Annotated in this window: 16 protein-coding genes and 2 tRNA genes; 1 reads left to right on the plus strand and 17 read right to left on the minus strand. The window is 63.7% G+C overall.

Going from position 1 to position 17,165, the window contains the following annotated elements; translation table 11 throughout:
- Positions 1–204: 204 nt before the first annotated feature.
- The 17 genes from Q7S20_11100 to thrS form a co-directional block, all read right to left on the minus strand.
- Entirely contained in the window at positions 205–729 is a 525-nt protein-coding gene (locus Q7S20_11100) for a hypothetical protein (protein MDO8502380.1), read from the minus strand.
- A gap of 444 nt (positions 730–1,173) precedes the next feature.
- Positions 1,174–1,248, minus strand: a tRNA-Met gene (locus tag Q7S20_11105).
- Between the two features lie 87 nt (positions 1,249–1,335).
- A tRNA-Met gene (locus Q7S20_11110) sits at positions 1,336–1,409 on the minus strand.
- Between the two features lie 35 nt (positions 1,410–1,444).
- Positions 1,445–1,762 (minus strand): septum formation initiator family protein, encoded by a 318-nt coding sequence (locus Q7S20_11115; GenBank protein ID MDO8502381.1) that lies wholly within the window; start codon positions 1,760–1,762, stop codon positions 1,445–1,447.
- 6 nt (positions 1,763–1,768) lie between these two features.
- The gene (eno, locus tag Q7S20_11120) at positions 1,769–3,049 is read right to left on the minus strand and encodes a phosphopyruvate hydratase (GenBank protein ID MDO8502382.1); all 1,281 of its coding nucleotides are present in this window, start codon (positions 3,047–3,049) and stop codon (positions 1,769–1,771) included.
- Between the two features lie 9 nt (positions 3,050–3,058).
- Positions 3,059–3,856, minus strand: coding sequence for a lysophospholipid acyltransferase family protein (locus Q7S20_11125; GenBank protein ID MDO8502383.1), 798 nt, complete (start codon positions 3,854–3,856; stop codon positions 3,059–3,061).
- A 49-nt stretch (positions 3,857–3,905) separates the two neighbouring features.
- Positions 3,906–4,907: a thiamine-phosphate kinase gene (thiL, locus tag Q7S20_11130; protein MDO8502384.1), complete on the minus strand. Its 1,002-nt coding sequence runs from the start codon at positions 4,905–4,907 to the stop codon at positions 3,906–3,908.
- Positions 4,904–6,478 (minus strand): NAD(P)H-hydrate dehydratase, encoded by a 1,575-nt coding sequence (locus Q7S20_11135; protein ID MDO8502385.1) that lies wholly within the window; start codon positions 6,476–6,478, stop codon positions 4,904–4,906. The genes thiL and Q7S20_11135 overlap by 4 nt, the downstream gene beginning before the upstream one ends.
- 15 nt (positions 6,479–6,493) lie before the next feature.
- Positions 6,494–6,880, minus strand: coding sequence for a hypothetical protein (locus tag Q7S20_11140; GenBank protein ID MDO8502386.1), 387 nt, complete (start codon positions 6,878–6,880; stop codon positions 6,494–6,496).
- Complete coding sequence (gene glyA, locus Q7S20_11145) at positions 6,873–8,174, minus strand: serine hydroxymethyltransferase (GenBank protein ID MDO8502387.1); 1,302 nt, start codon at positions 8,172–8,174, stop codon at positions 6,873–6,875. The genes Q7S20_11140 and glyA overlap by 8 nt, the downstream gene beginning before the upstream one ends.
- Positions 8,161–8,667, minus strand: coding sequence for an RpiB/LacA/LacB family sugar-phosphate isomerase (locus Q7S20_11150; protein MDO8502388.1), 507 nt, complete (start codon positions 8,665–8,667; stop codon positions 8,161–8,163). Before Q7S20_11150 ends, glyA begins: the two co-directional genes overlap by 14 nt.
- The gene (locus tag Q7S20_11155) at positions 8,649–9,704 is read right to left on the minus strand and encodes a Glu/Leu/Phe/Val dehydrogenase (GenBank protein MDO8502389.1); all 1,056 of its coding nucleotides are present in this window, start codon (positions 9,702–9,704) and stop codon (positions 8,649–8,651) included. Before Q7S20_11155 ends, Q7S20_11150 begins: the two co-directional genes overlap by 19 nt.
- Positions 9,705–9,745: 41 nt before the next feature.
- Complete coding sequence (locus tag Q7S20_11160; protein MDO8502390.1) at positions 9,746–10,909, minus strand: acyl-CoA dehydrogenase family protein; 1,164 nt, start codon at positions 10,907–10,909, stop codon at positions 9,746–9,748.
- Positions 10,906–11,757: a 3-hydroxybutyryl-CoA dehydrogenase gene (locus tag Q7S20_11165; protein ID MDO8502391.1), complete on the minus strand. Its 852-nt coding sequence runs from the start codon at positions 11,755–11,757 to the stop codon at positions 10,906–10,908. The genes Q7S20_11160 and Q7S20_11165 overlap by 4 nt, the downstream gene beginning before the upstream one ends.
- 1 nt (position 11,758) lies before the next feature.
- Positions 11,759–12,619, minus strand: a complete 861-nt coding sequence (locus tag Q7S20_11170; GenBank protein MDO8502392.1) for a type II CAAX endopeptidase family protein — start codon at positions 12,617–12,619, stop codon at positions 11,759–11,761.
- Positions 12,620–12,625: 6 nt separating this feature from the next.
- Positions 12,626–13,834, minus strand: coding sequence for an acetyl-CoA C-acetyltransferase (locus Q7S20_11175; protein MDO8502393.1), 1,209 nt, complete (start codon positions 13,832–13,834; stop codon positions 12,626–12,628).
- Between the two features lie 441 nt (positions 13,835–14,275).
- Positions 14,276–16,201, minus strand: coding sequence for a threonine--tRNA ligase (gene thrS / locus Q7S20_11180; protein MDO8502394.1), 1,926 nt, complete (start codon positions 16,199–16,201; stop codon positions 14,276–14,278).
- 85 nt (positions 16,202–16,286) lie between these two features.
- Here thrS and Q7S20_11185 point away from each other — a divergent pair, with 85 nt between their 5' ends.
- Positions 16,287–17,144 carry a BON domain-containing protein gene (locus Q7S20_11185; GenBank protein MDO8502395.1) on the plus strand — a complete coding sequence of 286 codons (858 nt, stop codon included), beginning with the start codon at positions 16,287–16,289 and terminating at the stop codon, positions 17,142–17,144.
- Positions 17,145–17,165 lie beyond the last annotated feature (21 nt).

The raw sequence follows: 17,165 nt of genomic DNA on the forward strand, positions 1-17,165 counted from the left end.
GGAAAACCAAAGATGGTCGCGATGGTCGCTTGTATGAGGAAGATTCTGATCACCCTAAATGCAATGTTAAAAGCAAAAACGCGGTGGCAGGCTCAAACCACACCGGCCACCGCTTGACTTCTAACACAACTGCTTCGTGGCAAGTGCAGAGACATGGCTAAACTGACCCACTACCGGCGAGCTAAGACATGATAGCGTCCGAAATTACTCGACGACTTTCAACCTTACCTTCCGTTCAAAGTAGCTGCCGATCATGCCTTCCTTGGGTTTGCCTTTAACCGATTCGCCTTTGGTCAGCATCACCTGCAGCGTCAACTCGGCGTCCAGGGCGGCGTCGGAGGGGCGGACGGTCATGGACAGGGCCGTCAGGGCGGCGCCCTCGTATTGGTCGAGCTTGTCTCCGACGATGCGGCAGGCCATCGGCAAGTTCACGTCCCAGCCTGGCGCGAACTTGGATAGCGAGGCGCTGCCGATCGTTTTGGGATCAACGTAAAGCCACGCGTTGCGATACGGCACGGCCTGCGTATCGCCCGATGCGCGCCCGATGACGGTCAGCAATGTTCTGGCGACGCCGCGCTTGACCTCGATGAGGAAGCTGCCGTCGGGCTGCTTCAGGGACTTGTTCGTTTCCTTGTCGATCAAGTCAATGATAGTCCGCTGGTCGTCCTGCCACGGTCCGTTGTTGGCGTGACAAACCAGGCAGTTTTTGGCCTTGCCGAGAATTCCCACAGCGGGCGGGTACGCGAACACCTGTCGCGTTATCCCCGGCGCCGCGATGATCAGAGTGGCGAGAACGACAGTTGTAGTCTTCATCTCATCCTCCTTGACTTCATTTTATATTGTTACTGTTACTGATTCACCGACAGTGTGTCAATGATGCACCAGTGTTTGGCCTCCCGGATCACTCTGCCGCGGGTGAGGTAAGAGCTGGATGCATGCGTGGATCAGTCGGAGCTGTGGACCTGTTTGAGAAAAACATCCCAGATCAGCAAGCTAATTCCTTCACAAGGCTGATCACTGAGCAGCGGAAGTATGGGTCGGGTGCTGGCTGAAGCGTGGGGAACGACCGACTCGTTCGAAGCGTTGCTCATTGTAACGCGGTAGATGCCGCCCGAGCGTCCGCGTTTCGAGCCGCCTCAAACACCCTGTAGGCCAATTGGCCTCTTCTTCAAGTAGCAGGGGCGGGACTCGAACCCGCGACCCCGGCATTATGAGTGCCGTGCTCTAAACCGGCTGAGCTACCCTGCCGTTACAACATTCCGGAGACTCGTGATCACCGGATCCCATTCGTGCAAACGGCCGGCCCTCTCGGACCGGCCGCGCACGTTTCTCTCATGGCGGGGGCGGGATTTGAACCCGCGACCTTCGGGTTATGAGCCCGACGAGCTACCAGGCTGCTCCACCCCGCGATAGAAAGGGGAATTTAGAGCGCCGGAAAGCCAAGTCAAGGCGTGAAGGGCGTTCTATGAAGAGTCGGCGCGCTGTCTTTCTGTTCGCCGAGCCGGTAAAGAATTTCCTTGTCGCCTTTCACCATTCCGAATTGCTCGCGCGCGATTCTCTCCTGAGTCGCGGGATCTGTCCGGATGGCATGCGCCTCCCGCCGCAGCGAGTCAACCTCCCTGGCGAGTGAGTCCGTCTCAGCCGTGAGGCGCAGCTTGATCTGGCGTTGCCGCCAGAGATCCCGCGTGCTGTATTCCCCGCCCTGCAGCGCGAACAGCGCGGCGCCCAGGACGAGAATCCAGAAGACTACTCTGCCCGCCATCTCGCGTCAGAGTCCGTAGATCGATCCGCCCGGGTACTCGGCGGCCTCGCCGAGCTCTTCCTCTATTCGGAGCAGCTGGTTGTACTTCGCAACGCGATCGGTTCGGCTCGCCGAGCCCGTCTTGATCTGGCCGGCGCCCGTCGCCACGGCGAGGTCGGCGATGAAGGTGTCTTCGGTCTCACCCGAACGATGCGAGATGATGGACTGGTATCCGTTTCCGCGGGCCATCTCGATGGCTTCAAGTGTCTCGGTCAGCGTGCCGATCTGATTGAGCTTGATGAGGATCGCGTTGCCAACGTCCTCGCTGATCCCTCTCGCCAGACGCCTCGTATCAGTAACGAAGATATCGTCACCGACGAGCTGAAGACGATCGCCGAGCGCAGCTGTGAGCTTCGCCCAGCCATCCCAGTCATCCTCGGCGAGGCCATCCTCGATGGACACGATGGGATACTCTTCGATCCACGACGAATACAGCTCGATCATGCCATCGGCTGATCGAGTGCCCGCGCCGCTCTTCTTGAACGTGTAGCTCTTTCCCTCGTACAGCTCGGACGCGGCACAGTCAACCGCGATCGCGATCTGCGTGCCCGGCGCATATCCAGCGCTCTCGATCGCTTCGACGACGACCTTGAGCGCGTCTTCGTCGCTCGCCAGGTCCGGCGCGAAGCCTCCTTCATCACCTACGCCCGTGGAGAGCTTGCGCTTGACGAGCACCTTTTTCAGGGCGTGAAACACTTCCGTGCCCATGCGAAGCGCCTCAGCGAAGGTGTCGGCGCCGACGGGCACGATCATGTACTCCTGGAAGTCCACCGTGTTGGTAGCGTGCGCGCCGCCGTTGAGAATGTTCATCATCGGCACTGGGAGAGTGCGCGCCATCGGCCCGCCGAGGTAGCGGTACAGTGGCAGTCCGAGATCGTCGGCCGCTGCACGAGCGACAGCCATGGACACGGCGAGAATCGCGTTCGCGCCGAGCTTGCTCTTGTTCGGCGTACCGTCGAGCGCGATGAGCGTGCGATCAATCACGATCTGATCAACAGCCATCAATCCTTCGAGGGCGGGGGCAATGCGATCCTCGATGCTCTCTACGGCGAGCTGTACTCCCTTCCCCATATAGCGGTCGGCGTCGCCGTCGCGAAGCTCGAGGGCCTCGTGCTCGCCGGTAGATGCGCCGCTCGGTACCGCGGCTCTCCCCATCGCGCCGCTCGCCAGCATGACGTCGGCCTCGACGGTTGGATTGCCCCTGCTGTCCAGTATCTCACGTGCCCGAATGCCTGTAATGGTCGACATTTCTCTTGTTCAGTCGGTGATTAGCGGTGAAGAAGCAGCCGGCGCAGCGGATACCGCGATCTGTGGCGGACTCTCGACTCCGTAGTATGAGGCCAGTGCCTGTGCGATGCGGGATCTGACTTCAACCGCGAGCCGGTCACGGTCGTCGTAGCCAAATCCTTCCACATCCACCGGCTCGAGCAAATGTACATCCACCCGCCCGGGACGCACCAACAGCGAGCGCTTGGCGATGACTTCGCGTGAGCCGTGGATCAGCACGGGAACGACCGGCGCGCCGGCGGCTATCGCCAGAACGAAGGGTCCCTTCTTGAATGGCCGCAGCGGGTAGTCGAATCCGCGCGTCCCCTCGGGGAAGACGATTACGGAGTTGCCGTCCCGGATGCGCCGCGCGGCTTCGTCGTAAGCACCGAATGCGGCCTTGCGGTTCTGCCGCTCGATGGGAACCATCCCGACAGCCCGCATCGCCGGCCCGAAAACCGGGAGGCTGAACAGCTCCGCCTTGGCGATGAACTTGGCGCGAGGAAGAAAGCACGCCAGCGCGGGAACGTCGTACCAGCTCATGTGGTTGGCGACGAAGATGTGCGGGCGCCCATCACCCGCGCGCTCCGGGTGGTGCACGACGACCCGCACACCGGTCATCGTCAGGACGACCTTCGACCAGAGGCGTGGCAGCACGTCGTAAGCCGACCCGGCGCGATCCTGCACGTGCAGCAATGACGCGACGATGCACGCGCCTCCGATGATGAACGTCGCGACGGGCGCGACGATCACCAGGCTTATGGTTGCGAGAATTGCGAGGAGGATCACGGGAGAATGACGGCGTTGCGAGCTGAACGGCGGGCGGGAGTGTCTGACATCACTGCTTGAAATGAAGATAGCCGGGAGGCGCCTCGACGTGCTCGCCGCCGAGGGTGAGCGAGACGCCCGGAGATCCATCGCCGACCAGCCCGATCTCCGTCAGAGGCACGCCGAAGAGTGATTCGAACGCCGCCGTGTCGAAATCCACGGGAGAAGTGACAATCAACTCGTACTCTTCCCCGCTCCTCAGGGCGTCCGAGGGCGATACGCCATCAACGAGAGGAACACGCTCGAGCTCGACGTGAATTCCTGCACCGCTCGCGGCCGCGACATGACCCAGATCGCCGGCGAGACCGTCGGATATATCGATCGCCGCCGTTGCGCCGTGGCCGGCGAGCCAGACGGCTTCCCTGATGCGAGCCACGGGACGCGCGAACCGGTCCCGGTGCAGCGCCCTGGGCTCTCGCCCCAATTCGAGCGATCTCAGCGCGGCTCCAGGCCCGCCCAGTCGTCCCGTCAGGTACACCTTGTCGCCGGGACGCGCACCGGACCTGAAGAGCGGCGCGTGGGCGGTGCCAAGCACGGTGAACGTGAGCGACAGCTCAGTGCCGCCACTCATGTCGCCGCCGAGTATCGGCGCATTGGCGCTCGCGGCAGCGTCGCCAATCCCATCGGCGATCGAATCCATGCTTTCGCGCCAGTGGCCGGGGATCGTGAGCGCCGCAAGAATGCCGAGCGGGCGTGCACCCATGGCGGCAAGATCACTGAGCGCGGCAGTCGCGGCGCGATACCCGATCTCTTCCGGCGTCAGCCAATCCTTGCGGAAGTGAACATTCTCGACGGAAGTGTCCGTGCTGACGACCAGCAGCCGCTCGCCTGGACCGGTGATGACGGCTGCGTCGTCGCCGACGCGTCGCGCGCGCGGGCCCCAACGCTCGAGCATGCGACGGATCATGTCGAACTCCGCGCCGGTCCCGAGCGGCGTGTGCGGTGGGAACCGGTTTTCCCGGGGCGTCCGTATCTCGATCGCGCGCCGGCGACGCGGATCGTCCGCTGTCACGAGTGTCTCTCGAGTACCGTGAGGACGCCCGGTCGGAGAGACGTTGGGTTTTCGTTCCAGGCCTCCGGCATGGCGCGCAGAATGTCGTCGAGTGTCGTGCCCCGCACGTAGCCGCAAATCTCGGCGGCGCGCCCGTGAACGAAAGCGGCGCACGCCGCGGCTTCCGCGGCGCGGTCATCAGCGGGGGCAACAGCGGGGGCAACAGCGTTCGGCAAATCGGAATCGGCCGCCATTTGAGCCAGAAGGGTACCGACCATCCCGGTGAGTACGTCCCCGCTCCCGCCGGTGGCAAGAGCCGCGGTGCCGCTGGCGCTGACGTACCGGCGCCCCGACGGAGAGAATACGACAGTGGGCGTGCCTTTGAGAAGCACCGCCGCGCCCAGTGTCGCGGCCAGCTCCAATCCGATGTCGAATCTGCGCGCAACGACGTCAGCCGTGGGAATTCCGAGCAGTCTGCCGAGCTCCGCCGGATGCGGTGTGATCACCGCGGGCCGTCCGGCAACCAGCTTGGCAAGCGAGCGCACGTCACCCGCAAAAACGTTGAGCGCATCGGCGTCGAGAACCACCGGGCCTCTCCAGGCGAGCAGGATTCGTTCGACCAGGTCGCGCGTTGCGGCGGATTGCCCGAGCCCCGGACCGATTGCCATCGCGTCGCAGCTCCGCACCGCGTCATCGAGCTCGGATGCGGACGTCGGCCACGTCTGCACGATTGCCGCCGGAAGGCCGGCGTGAACGGCGATGACGCTTTCGGGAGCGGTGACGATTCGCAGCAGCCCTATTCCAGATCTCAGCGCTCCCTCGCCTGAGAGAATCGCGGCGCCCGCCATTCCTTTTCCACCGCCGACGACGCTCAAGCGCTGGCGTGTTCCCTTATTCGCTGAAACGGGTATTGGCGGAACGCGCAGGTGCACCCATCGGGCGTCCACAAGCAGCGGAAGCGCCGACATCGTCTCGTTCTCGACGAGGCCAATGTCCACGACTATGACCTCGCCGCAGACTTCGCGCGCAATGAGATGTCCGCGCTTGGCGGTGCCGAACGAGATTGACGCGTCAGCGCGGACACATCGCTCGTGCGCGCCGGTCGTGGAGTCGAGGCCGCTCGGAAGATCGAGCGCGATGACCTTCGCTCCGGAGACACGGCGTGCCTCGATATCCTCGATAGCGTCTGCAACGACCCCTCGCGGAACGCCCGAGGCGCCGGTACCGAGCAACGCATCCACGATCACCGAATCGCCCTGCGGCGGGTCACCCATCGTGACGGTGCCGCTGCTGATGGCCGCATCACGCGCCTCGCGCGCTTCGGGAGTACGCGGAGATCCGGCTTCGGTCACGCGCACCCGAACTCCCCGTCGGGCGAGAGATCCGGCGACCACCCAGCCGTCCCCGCCATTGTTGCCGCTGCCGGTGAATATCGCTACGCCGCCACGGATCTCATCGGCGAATTTCGCCGCAATCTCGGCGGCTGCTGCTTCGCCCGCGCGGTGCATGAGCTCAGCCGATGACGTGCCCCGCGCAATCGTCGCGCTCTCGCATGCTACCGTCTCGCCAGCGCTGGCGACGCGCACTTCCATCGTCACGCGCGCCGGTCAGGCGTAATGCCCGGAATTCCAGGGATAGTCGCGCTCGAACGCGTCCTCGAAGTCGAAAAGATCCGCGAACTCGTCCCGCGTATCGTTCGGCTGCTTCACGAGAAACCCGAGGTCCACCAGCGTGAACACGATCTCTCCAAGGTCCGACGTGGCGCGGACTCCCCACCGCTCGAGGACCACCCGGCTCATCAGCCCGAATCGCTCGAGCGCCAGCGCGCGGCACGACAAGACGAGCTCGGCCGCGTGGATGTGCCGCCGCGCTTCCAGCCGCGACTGCGAATACTCGAGCGCCGCGAGGACAAACAGATACGCCTGCTCGTCGTATCGGGACTCGCGCAGGCGAATCCTGTCCATCACTCCGTCACGGAAGGCCAGCTCAGGCACCGATCTCCGACCCCCGTGATCCAAATGCGTTGGGATAGAGCGGGAACCGCGACGTCAGGTCGCGCACCTCATCTCCAACCGCGCCGGCGATTGAAGCGTCGTCGGGCGCCAGGAGAATTCTGTCAATGAAGCCCGCGATCTGCCGCATCTCGGCCTCCTTCATTCCGCGCGTCGTGACCGCCGGCGTACCGATGCGGATGCCGCTCGTCACGAACGGCGACTGCGTCTCCTTCGGTACGGTGTTCTTGTTCACCGTGATCGAGGCGATGTCGAGCGCTTTTTCGGCGACCTTGCCAGTGAGTGCCTTGTTGCGAAGATCCACGAGCATGAGGTGGTTGTCGGTGCCGCCAGACACGATGTCGAATCCCGATTCCGACAGCGCACCCGCAAGCGCCTGCGCGTTGGCGATGATCTGCCGGCAGTAATCCGTGAAGGACGGGTCGAGATTCTCCTTCAGCGCCACCGCCTTCGCCGCGATCACATGTTCCAGCGGCCCGCCCTGCGTGCCGGGGAACATCGCCTTGTCAATCACCTTCGCGTGCTCCGCCTTGCACAGGATCAACCCGCCGCGCGGACCACGCAGGGTCTTGTGCGTCGTCGTCGTGACGGCATCGGCGTGCGGCACCGGCGACGGATGAAATCCCGTCGCCACAAGGCCGGCGATGTGCGCCATGTCCACGACGAACTTCGCGCCGATCTCCCGCGCAACCTCGGCGAACGGCTCGAACTCGATGATCCGCGCATACGCGCTCGCGCCGGCGATGATCATCTTCGGCCGCTCGCGTCGCGCGATCTCGCGCATCGCGTCGTAGTCTATGCGCCCGTCGTCGCCGACGCCGTAGTGGATCGCGTGGTACAGCAGTCCGGAGAAATTCACCGGCGAGCCGTGCGTAAGGTGCCCACCCTGCGAAAGGTCGAGGCCCAGCACGGTGTCACCGGGCTTGAGAAACGCGAGGTACACCGCGGCGTTCGCCTGCGCGCCGGAGTGCGGCTGCACGTTGGCGTGATCGGCGGAGAAAAGCTGCTTCGCCCGGTCAATCGCCAGCTGCTCCACCTGATCCACGAATTCACAGCCGCCGTAGTAGCGCTTGCCGGGCAATCCTTCCGCGTACTTGTTGGTGAGCGGAGTACCCATCGCCTCGAGCACCGCTTCGGAAACGAAGTTCTCGCTTGCGATCAGCTCTATTCCATGGCGCTGGCGGTCCACCTCGCGGCGGATTATCGCCGCGACTTCGGGATCGTATTCCGAAAGCATGGGCATCTGCGCACGCTCGGCGACTTCAGTTTGCTGCATCACCGTCTCCCTGTCCCGTTCCAGCGTTCTCATCTGCATCAATCTTGTCCACACGCCGCGCGTGTCTCCCGCCCTCGAAGCCGGTCTCCAGCCATCGGTTCATGATCTCCACCGCCTCGACATCGGAGACGAACCTGGCGGGCACGACGAGTACATTCGAATCGTTGTGCCGGCGTGACAGCTCGGCGATCTCCGGCATCCATGAAAGTGCGGCGCGCACGTGCGGATAGCGATTGGCGACGATGTCCACCCCGACGCCGCTTCCGCACAGCAGAATGCCTCGCTTCGCCCGGCCTGTCGAGACCTCGCGCGCGAGCGGATGCGCAAAATCCGGATAGTCGGTGGGCGCGTCCGAGGTGGCGCCGAGATCCCGCACCGCGAAACCCTTCCGCTCCAACTCCGCCGAGAGCTTCTGCTTCAGCTCGAAGCCGGCGTGATCCGACGCGATCGGAATGGTCTCGCGGGCATTCGTGCTCACCGCGACGGCTTCCATTTCTTCTCCACCGACTGCAGCCGGCGCTCGGCCAGCCGGTCGGCCGCCTCGTACGACGGAATGCCCTCTGCCTTCGCGATGTCGAAGACGCTCAGTACGGTATCATAGATCTCATCCGCCTTTCGGAGGGCGCGCTGAGCATCCCAGCCAGCGACCTCGCCAAAGACGTTGATCACACCGCCGGCGTTGGCGACGTAGTCTGGCGTGTACTGCATCCCCATCTGCTCCAGCTCGTCGCCGTGGCGCGGCTCGAGAAGCTGATTGTTCGCTCCGCCGGAGATCACTTCGACCTTCAGCCTGGGCAGCGTCTCGTCATTGATGATTCCGCCGAGCGCACACGGGGCGAAGATATCCGCCTTGGCAGTATAGATGGCGTCGCCCTCAACCACCGTCGCGCCGGTCTCGCGGGCAACGCGCGTCGCGCGCTCGGGATCCATGTCCGATACGATCAGTGTCGCCCCGGCCTCGTGCAGCTCCTTCGCCAGATTGCGTCCGACGTTACCGCATCCCTGAATAGTCACGACCTTGCCGGTGAGATCGTCGGACCCCCACCGATTCTTCGCCGCCGCCTGCACTGCGCGGAACACGCCGTGAGCGGTAACAGGGGACGGATCTCCCGACTTCTCCTTCAGCCCGGCGACATGGTCCGTCTCCATATGGACATAGTCCATGTCAGCCGTGCCGGTGCCGACGTCCTCGGCGGTGATGTATCGTCCGCCGAGACTCTCCACGAATCGTCCGTGGGCGCGGAAGATCGCTTCGCGATCCTTGATGCGGTTGTCGCCGATGATCACCGATTTTCCACCGCCGAGATCGAGCCCTGCGACAGCGTTCTTGTACGTCATCCCTCGCGACAGGCGCAGGGCGTCAGTAACGGCCGCTTCGTCCGAGTCGTATTGCCAGAAGCGCGTGCCCCCGAGTGCCGGTCCGAGGGCGGTGCTGTGCACGGCAATGATGCCGCGGTATCCGCAGGACGGGTCGCTGGCCAGGACTACTTCCTCGTGCCCCATCTCGGCCAGTCTATCAAAGAATTCCATTGATGTAGTTGCAGTTGTTGGAAGATTGCGAGCTGCTGGTACTACTCGTGCGAATACTGCTCGCGCGCGATCACGATACGCTGGATCTCGGACGTGCCTTCGTAAATCTCGGTGACTTTCGCATCCCGGAACAGGCGCTCGACCGGATAATCCTTGACGTATCCGTACCCGCCGAAGATCTGAACCGCCTGATTGGTTGCGAACATCGCCGTTTCACTGGCGAAGAGCTTGGCCATTGACGTCGCCTGCTTGACGTTCTCGCCCCTGTCCTTGGCCCGCGCGGCGGCATGCAGCAGAGTGCGCGAGGCGGCGATGCGGGTGGCCATATCGGCGAGCTTGAACTGGATCGCCTGGAATTCACGGATGTGCGTTCCGAACTGCATGCGCTCGCCGGCGTACGCCGTCGCCGCCTCGAGCGCAGCGCGCGCAATGCCCACTGACTGTGCCGCGATTCCGAGCCGGCCATTCTCGAGTGACTGCATGGCGTAAACGAATCCCATGTGCGGCTCGCCGAGGAGATTGGCGCCCGGTACGCGCATGTTGTCGAACATCAGCTGGACCGTGGGAGATGAACGGAGTCCCAGCTTGTCTTCCTTTTTCCCGACGTGGAATCCGGGCAGATCGGGGGTGACGATGAAGGTCCCGATTCCGCGCGCGCCCTTTCGCTCGGCGGCGGTGTCGGTGCGGGCCATGGCGAGAATCACTCCCGCATGGCTGCCGCTGGTGACCCAGCTCTTGGTGCCGTTGAGAATCCAGTCGTCGCCGTCACGCACTGCCTGCGCAGTGAGCGACGCGGCATCCGAGCCCGCCTCGGGCTCGGAGAGCGCGAACGCGCCCAGCAGCTCACCGCGTGCCATCGGCTTGAGAAAACGCCCCTTTTGCTCGTCGTTCCCGAAACGCAGGATCATCTGCGTCGGAAGCGAATTGTGGACGCTCATCATCACCGCCGCCGATGCATCCACGACTGCAATCTCCTCGAGCGCGATGAGGTAAGTGGATGTGTCCAGGCCGAGCCCTTCGTATTCCTCGGGGATGAGCATCCCGAGAAATCCGAGGTCGCCCATCTTCTTCACGAGCGACGGCTCGAAGTGAGCTTTCTCGTCCCATTCGGCGATGAACGGCGCGATCTCCTGAAGCGCGAACTCGCGCGCCATGTCACGGATCCCGCGCTGCTCCTCGGTGAGGCCGAGCAGATCGGACTTCACTTTGCGTAAGTGTAAAAACCGCGGCCGGTCTTCCGTCCGAGCCAGCCCGCGGCGACGTACTTCTTCAGCAATGGACAGGGCCGGTACTTCGGATCGCCGAGCCCGTCGCGAAGCACCTCGAGGATCGCGACGCACGTGTCGAGTCCGATCAGGTCGGCGAGAGCCAGCGGGCCCATCGGATGATTCATCCCGAGCTGCATCACCTGGTCAATAGCTTCGGGCTTGCCGACGCCTTCCATCACGCAGTACACCGCCTCGTTGATCATCGGCATCAGCACACGATTCGAGACAAAACCGGGGAAGTCGTTGACCTCGACGGGGGTCTTGCCAAGCTGCGTGCTGAGGTCAATCACCTTGTTCGTCGTCTCGTCTGACGTCGCAAGGCCGCGAATGATCTCGACGAGCTTCATCACCGGGACCGGGTTCATGAAGTGCATTCCGACGACCTTCGCGGGGCGCTTCGTCTTCGCGGCAATCTCGGTGATGGAGATCGAGCTCGTGTTCGTCGCGAGGATCGCATCGGGATTCACGATCCGATCGAGATCGCTGAAGATCCGGAACTTGAGATCGGTGTTCTCGGTCGCGGCTTCGACGACGAGCGTGGCGTCGGCTGCCGCGTCGAGTGTCGGCTCCAGCGATATCAGACCCAGAGTCTCTTCCCGCTGCTTCTCCTGCAATGTGCCTTTCTTCACCTGGCGGTCGAGATTCTTCTCGATCGTTGCGATGCCCTTCTCGAGCGCGTCGCTCGATACGTCAATCATCGTCACCGGAAATCCGGACTGCGCGAATACGTGCGCGATCCCATTTCCCATCTGACCCGCGCCGATCACCGCGATCTTCTCTGCCATTCTATGACTCCATGCGGCGCAACGGCCGCGCGTGCAGGTAGATCAACACCAGGAACATCCCGACCGCCGCGGCGAAGCCTCCTTCAGGGCCCCATCCTCCACCCGTCAGCCAGTCCGGACCGGCATCCACTACGCGATAATCCGGCGTGCTCACCGGAAGACCGCTGACCGGAGAATGCAGAGCTGCGGCCATGAACCAGTTCCAGACAAAATGCGCCATCGTCGCGGCGTACAGACTGCGCGTCGCGAGAAAGACCGATCCGAGGAAGAAACCCGCGAGCATCACGATCACGATGGATTGCCCGTCCGCGCCCGGATTCGAAATGTGCAGCAATCCGAAAACTATGCTCGTGGAGATCAGCGTCCAACGCGATCCCACTGCTTCGCGAAACACAGCGAAGATGTATCCGCGGAGCAGCAGCTCCTCACCGAATGCCGCGGGCAGGAGGCTGGCAAAGCTGATGCCCGCCGCGGCCCACCAGCTTCCCGGCGTGGATGGCACGGAGCGGAGCTCGCCGAGGACGAGCAGAATCACCGACGGCACCGCGATCGGAAGCAGTCCCAGGATGGATCCTGAGGCCAGTGCAGCCGGCCGCGCGGCCACGAGATCCAGTCCCACGAAATCCCACGACTGTCCCTCGACCCACTTCAGCATCACGAGCGTCGCGATCACCAGACCGAGTAGCACGCCCCACTCCGACACGAGCGGCCGGTACCCAAGCCCCGAGACGATTCCGTCCACCGCACTCTCGATCCACTCGGAAAGGACGAGCGCGACAAACAGGACTATCAGGAACAGGGCAATGCGCCACGGAGCGCGCAGACGGCGCTCCGGCGTGAAGAGCAGGTCCGCGGGAGTCAACTCCGATCAGGCGACGCTTTCGACGCTCAGCGCGACGGCGTCGCCGCCGCCGAGGCAGAGCGTCGCCAGGCCCGTGCGCGCACCGCGGTCCTTCATCGCGTAGAGCAGAGTCGTGAGCACGCGCGCACCGCTGGCGCCGATCGGATGCCCGAGGGCGATCGCGCCGCCGTTCACGTTGACGCGGCTCCAGTCCCACCCCAGCCCTTCGCCATCCGCGATGGCCTGCGACGCGAACGCTTCGTTGGCTTCGATCAGATCGTAGTCGCCGATCTTCGCGCCGGAGAGCTTCATCAGGTTCTGCACGGCGAAGATCGGTGCGAAGAACAGCTCATGCGGCTCGGTGCCGCCGGTGGCGTAGCCGGTGACGCGGGCCATGATGCTCAGGCCATTTTTCTCAGCGTACTCCTCCGACACGACGACGAGAGCCGATGCGCCGTCGTTGAGCGATGACGCGTTGCCGGCCGTCACCGAGAGATCGCTGGTATCTCCCTTTCCGGGAAACGCCGGCTTGAGCTTTGTGAGGCCCTCCGCCGTCGTGTCCTTGCGCGGCCCTTCGTCGGTATCCACGACAGTCGTTCCCTTGCGGCCGGCAATCTCCACGGGCACGATCTCGTCGCGGAACCGTCCGGCCTCGATCGCCAAAATCGCCTTGGCATGCGACTGTGCGGCGAACTCGTCCTGCCGCTCGCGGCTCACCTGACCCTTGCTTGCCGTGTGCTCCGCGTGCGCGCCCATGTGGACGTCACATGCAGCGCACCAGAGACCGTCCTTGATCATGCCGTCCACGATCTTCTGGTCGCCGAGCTTCACGCCGTTCCGCATACCATAGATGTAGTACGGCGCGTTGGACATGGATTCCTGGCCGCCGGCAACGACCACCTGCTTGTCGCCTGCCTTGATGGACTGCGCCGCGAGCATCACGGCCTTGAGGCCCGAACCGCAGACCTTGTTGATCGTGAGAGCGGAGACGGTCGCCGGTACGCCGGCCTTGAGAGCGGCCTGACGCGCGGGAGCCTGGCCAGTGCCGCCCTGGAGGACCTGGCCCATGATGACTTCCTCGATCGCGTTGGCATCTATTCCGGCTCGCTTTACGGCTTCGCGAATGGCTATTGCGCCGAGCTCGGGGGCTGTCAGGGAGGAGAGACCGCCGAGGAACTTGCCGATTGGCGTTCTGGTGGCGGAGACGATGACGGGGGTGCGGGATTTATCTGGCATTGAGTTCTGATTCGGGTTTGGCGACACCTAAAAATAATCCGAAGCGGAGGGCGGGGCGCGCTGGCTGGGTCAGAGTGGGACTGCCGATGAACTGACAGGTACCGGGTTCCAGAGGCACAGCTGACAGTTTGGCAGGTGTTCATCGCCGATCGCGGGCATTCGCTGGCGAGGCGTGTTAACGGTGCGACTGGCAGCAGGGTGATGCGGCACTTGTGCCCGCCTAAGGCGTTCGTACTTCGTGTCCGACTACCGCAAACTGAAGGTCTGGAGGTACGCAGGATGCTTCAGGGCCTGATCAATAGAATCAGCCTCGAATGAGGCCAGACGAGTCGTCCGCGCCGAGATCACCTCAATAGCTGTCAGCTATGCCTCTGGAACCTGGTGCCTGTCAGTACTCGGCCGCTCGTTCCCAATGTTCCAGGGGCCCCCGAATCCTGCGCCCTACGGCTGCAACGCTCGCGACGTGATCTGGCCTTCGACCATCGCCACGAAATCGGCGACCGGCATCACTTCCTGCTTTTTCCCCACCCCGCGCACTCTGAGCGCAAGCGAGTCGCTCTCCGTCTCGCGCTTCCCGACGATCGCCATGTACGGAATCTTGAGCGTCTCCGCCTCACGGATCCTGTAGTTCAGCGTCTCCGAGCGATCGTCCAGGTGCACCCGCGCGCCGCGCGCCTTGAGGCGCTCGGCCACTGACCGCGCGGCATCCGCGAAATCGTCGGCGATCGGAATCACGCGCACCTGCTCCGGCGCAAGCCACAACGGAAATGCACCGGCGTAGTGCTCGACCAGTCCGCCTACGAACCGCTCCATGGATCCGACGAGCACGCGGTGCAGCATGATCGGCCTGTGCGGCGAGTTGTCCGCACCAGTGTACTCGAGGTCGAATCGCTCCGGCAGATTGAAGTCCAGCTGCACCGTCGGGCCCTGCCACTTGCGGCCGATCGCGTCAATGAGTTTGAAGTCGAGCTTGGGCCCGTAGAACGCGCCGCCGCCGGCATCTATCGAATACTCCTGACCACGGCGCGTGAGCACCTCCGCCAGCGTAGCCTCGGCGCTCGCCCACAGCTCCGGCGAGCCAAGTGCCTTCTCCGGGCGCGTCGCAAGCTCGATCGTGTACGGATAGCCGAATGTGCCGAGCATCTCGTGAACGAGGTCGAGGAGGCGCTCGATCTCCGACGGCACCTGCTCCTGCGTACAGAAAACGTGAGCATCGTCCTGCGTGAAGCCGCGCACGCGCAGCATGCCGTGCAGCACGCCGCTTCTCTCGTAGCGATAGACAGTCCCGAATTCCGCGTAGCGGATCGGAAGGTCCCGGTACGAGCGCGCTCGCGACTGGAAGATGCAGATATGCCCGGGGCAGTTCATCGGTTTCGGCCTGTATGCCGCGCCCTCCACTTCCATCGCGCCGAACATGCTCTCGCGGAAGTTCTCGAGGTGTCCCGAGATCTGAAACAGTCGCTCGCTGGCGATGTGAGGCGTATAGACCAGCTCGTATCCGTGGCGGAGAATGAGATCGCGCTCATAGTTCTCGATCTCGTTGCGCACGATCGCGCCGCGCGGATGCCAGAGGATCAGCCCCGGTCCCACGCGCTGGTCAGTGGAGTAGAGATCGAGTTGCTGCCCCAAAGCGCGATGATCGCGCCGCTTCGCTTCCTCGAGGCGGTGCAGGTACGCGTCCAGGTCCTCCTTGCTGAACCACGCCGTGGCGTAGATCCGCTGGAGCATCTGCCGCTTCTCGTCGCCGCGCCAGTAGGCGCCCGCCGTGTGGAGCAGCTTGAAGTGCTTCAGGAACGAAGTGTCGGGAATGTGCGGGCCGCGGCACAGATCAATGAACGGACCGTCCGTGTAGGTCGAGATGATCTCGTCTTCGCTGAACTCCGAGAGGCGTTCGAGCTTGAGGGGGTCGTCGGAGAACTTCTCGCGCGCCTCGCTCTGATTCACCTCGGCCCGAATGAACGGATACTTCTCCGCGATGACTTTTCGCATCTCGGCCTCGAAGCGCTCGAGGTCCTCCGGCGTGAACGGTTCGGCAACCTCGAAGTCGTAGTAGAAGCCGTCCTCGATGGAGGGCCCGAATCCGATTTTCGCGTCTGGCCGGAGACGCCGGACCGCTGTTGCCAGGATGTGCGCGCTGGAGTGGCGAAGGACGTCGAGGGCTTTGGCATCCCTGGCCGTGAGGACGCGGAAAGGGCCACCCCGGCGGAGCGGCGTGACGAGGTCCTGCACTTCGCCGTCCACCTCGACGGCCAGCGCGTCCCTCAGCAACCGCTGGCCGATGGAGCCCACCACATCGCGCGGCAAAGTGCCCTCCTCGACCTGCCGTGTCGCGCCGTCGGGGAGGGTGAGTGTCAGCATTTCAGACATCAGGTTTCCAGTGCCGCAGATGGCCTTTAACTTGCTCCCGCGTAAGCTATCGTTTGAGGATACCCTTCGCCACAGGTTCGAATACATGTCTCCATTCAGATATCGCGATGAAGAGTCCCGCTCCACGAGCGCGCTATACGTCGCGCTCGGCGCTCTGGCGGGCTTTGCCGCAGGGGTCGTAGTCGCTCAGCAGTACGGCGGCATTTCCGGGCTGACCGCGAAGATCCGCGACCGCCTCGGCAGCGTCAGGCGTGGCGCCGGGGACGACGATGAGCAACAGCTGGGCGCCCACGCTCACGATCATCGGTACGAGGACGAGGACGAGGACGGGGACGATGACGATGAATACGAAGACGAGGGCGACGGCGAGCCGCTCGATGCGACGGAAGAGCTGGAGGAACGCGTGCTGGAGGCGTTCCGCAACGATCCGATCCTGAGCGAGCGCGCGATAGACATTGGCGCGATTGATGAGGGCATTGTCGAGTTGACGGGCTGGGTCAATGCAGACGACGAATCGCAGCAGGCCGTCGTCATCGCGCGGGGGGTGCCGGGTGTCGAGACTGTCGTGAATCGTCTCGCAGTGCGTGCGGACGAGGATCTCTTCGACGAGCTCGCCGATCGCTACGATGATGGCGATCCGTCGCTGACCGAAGGCCAATGGGAGGGACAGAGCATCGGCACCGGCCGCAGACGCCAGGGTACGTCGGCCGAACCGGACCGCCATGAAGACCCGCGACCCGGTCTCGAGGAAAAAGTGCTCGACCGCGTTTACCTCGACCCTGACGATGAAGCGGAAGCAGGGGCCGAGCGTCGCAAGCGCACCAAGCAGCCGCCTCGCCGCGGGCGTGCCGACGGATCGCCAGTGGCTCCGACCGGAGTTCCGAAGAGCGATCACGTCGCCGATCCGCTCAGCGCTCCGACGGAGTCCGCGCAGGGAGATTAGTGCAAGGTCGGGCTCGGCGCC

The sequence above is a fragment of the Gemmatimonadaceae bacterium genome, assembly GCA_030647905.1.
GTDB lineage: Bacteria > Gemmatimonadota > Gemmatimonadetes > Gemmatimonadales > Gemmatimonadaceae > UBA4720.